The organism is Actinomycetota bacterium (genome assembly GCA_005888325.1).
In the GTDB taxonomy this organism is placed as follows: Bacteria; Actinomycetota; Acidimicrobiia; order Acidimicrobiales; family AC-14; genus AC-14.
In genome coordinates this window covers 77,043-78,479 of record VAWU01000061.1, presented here as the reverse complement: position 1 = coordinate 78,479, position 1,437 = coordinate 77,043, and the positions used below count along the sequence as shown (strand labels likewise).

The 1,437-nt window shown below is 69.8% G+C and carries 1 pseudogene (cut by a window edge); it reads left to right on the top strand.

Annotated elements, in window-relative coordinates:
• The first annotated feature begins 94 nt into the window (after positions 1-94).
• A pseudogene (locus E6G06_17630) lies at positions 95-1,437 on the top strand (hypothetical protein) (it continues 532 nt past the right edge of the window).

The following is a 1,437-nucleotide window of genomic DNA, read 5'->3' as shown; positions in this document are numbered from 1 at the left end:
CGGGGGCTTCTTGTTCGGCAGCGTGTTCTCGCCTCCGGTGGCCCCCGGCGCGGCCGCCAGCTCGCTGGCGCTCTCCCCAGCCGAGCAGCGAGTGGTGGACCTCCCACAGGTTGCCGCTCATTTCCGGGCCCCGTACCTCTTCATGAGCACCGATCCGACTGGTCGAACCAACAACGTCGGCGGACTCAACACGATCGGGACAGCCGATCTCGATCTCTATCGCCGCGTCGACCGCCCGCTGGTACTGACCGGGCGCCTGCCTGACCCCACTCGCCCGTTCGACGTGGCGGTCAACGAGCTCGCCGCGACGAAGCGACATCTGCACGTGGGCAGCCGTCTGCGTCTCTACGCCTACTCGCTCGCCCAGTTCCAAAATGGCGGGCTCACCGGCAACACCTCGATCGGGCCTCAGGCTCCGGCGGGCCCCTCGTTCACCGTTCGCGTTGCAGGCGTCGTTCGTTTCCCCCAGGACGTCAGCGCCATCGTGCCGCTGGCGGCAAAGCAGAGCGTCGGCTACGAGGGTCAGCAGAACCTCTACCTGACGCCGGCCTTTCTGCCTCGCCTGGCCGGGGGTCTGGGAATCCCGGTACAGGCGATCCCGGACATCAACCTCGTCGGTGTTCGTCTCCGTCACGGTGCGACCAACTGGAAGGCGTTCACGACCGCCGCCGAAGCGGCGGGGCGCGGCCAGATCACCGTTGGCGAATCCGGCAACGTCTACGGCATGCGACGCGCTGCCGCAAGCGCCCAGCGGGGCATCCACATTGAGGTCGTCGCCCTGCTCATCTTCGGCGCCCTGGCGGGCCTCGTGACCCTCCTTCTCGTGGGCCAGGCAATCGGCCGCCAGGCGCAGCTCGAAGGCAACGACTCCGCCATCTTGCACAGCCTCGGCGCCACCGGGGCCCAGCTCGCCGGCACGGTGCTGTTGCGGGCAGCGGTCATCGGCGTCGCCGGGGCCGCGATCGCTTTCCTGGGAGCGGTGTTGGCCTCACCGCTCATGCCGTTGGGCCTCGCCCGTCAAGCCGAGATCCACCCAGGGTTGTCGCTCGACCCCACCATCCTCATCCCCGGCTTCTTGGCCATCGCCGCCCTCGTTGTCGTCGGCGCAGCGCGGCCTGCCTGGCGCGTCAGTCGGCGTTCGGCGGCTTCAGCTGGCGACGACGACCCAGTCCAGGCCTCTTCGGCCCGCCTGGCCGGCGCTCTCGCCCGATCCTCGGCACCCCCCGCCGCCGTCATCGGCGTGCGCTACGGGTTGCAGCGCGGCCGGGGCCGCAGCGCGGTGCCCGTGGCCACCGCCATGATCGGCGCGATGGTGGCAGTGGCAGCCCTCGCTGGCGCCCTGACGTTCGGGACGAGCCTGGGACAGCTCGTCAACAATCCCGGCCAACAGGGATGGAACTGGGACGTTGTGGTCGGCAACCCCCACGACCTGAGCGA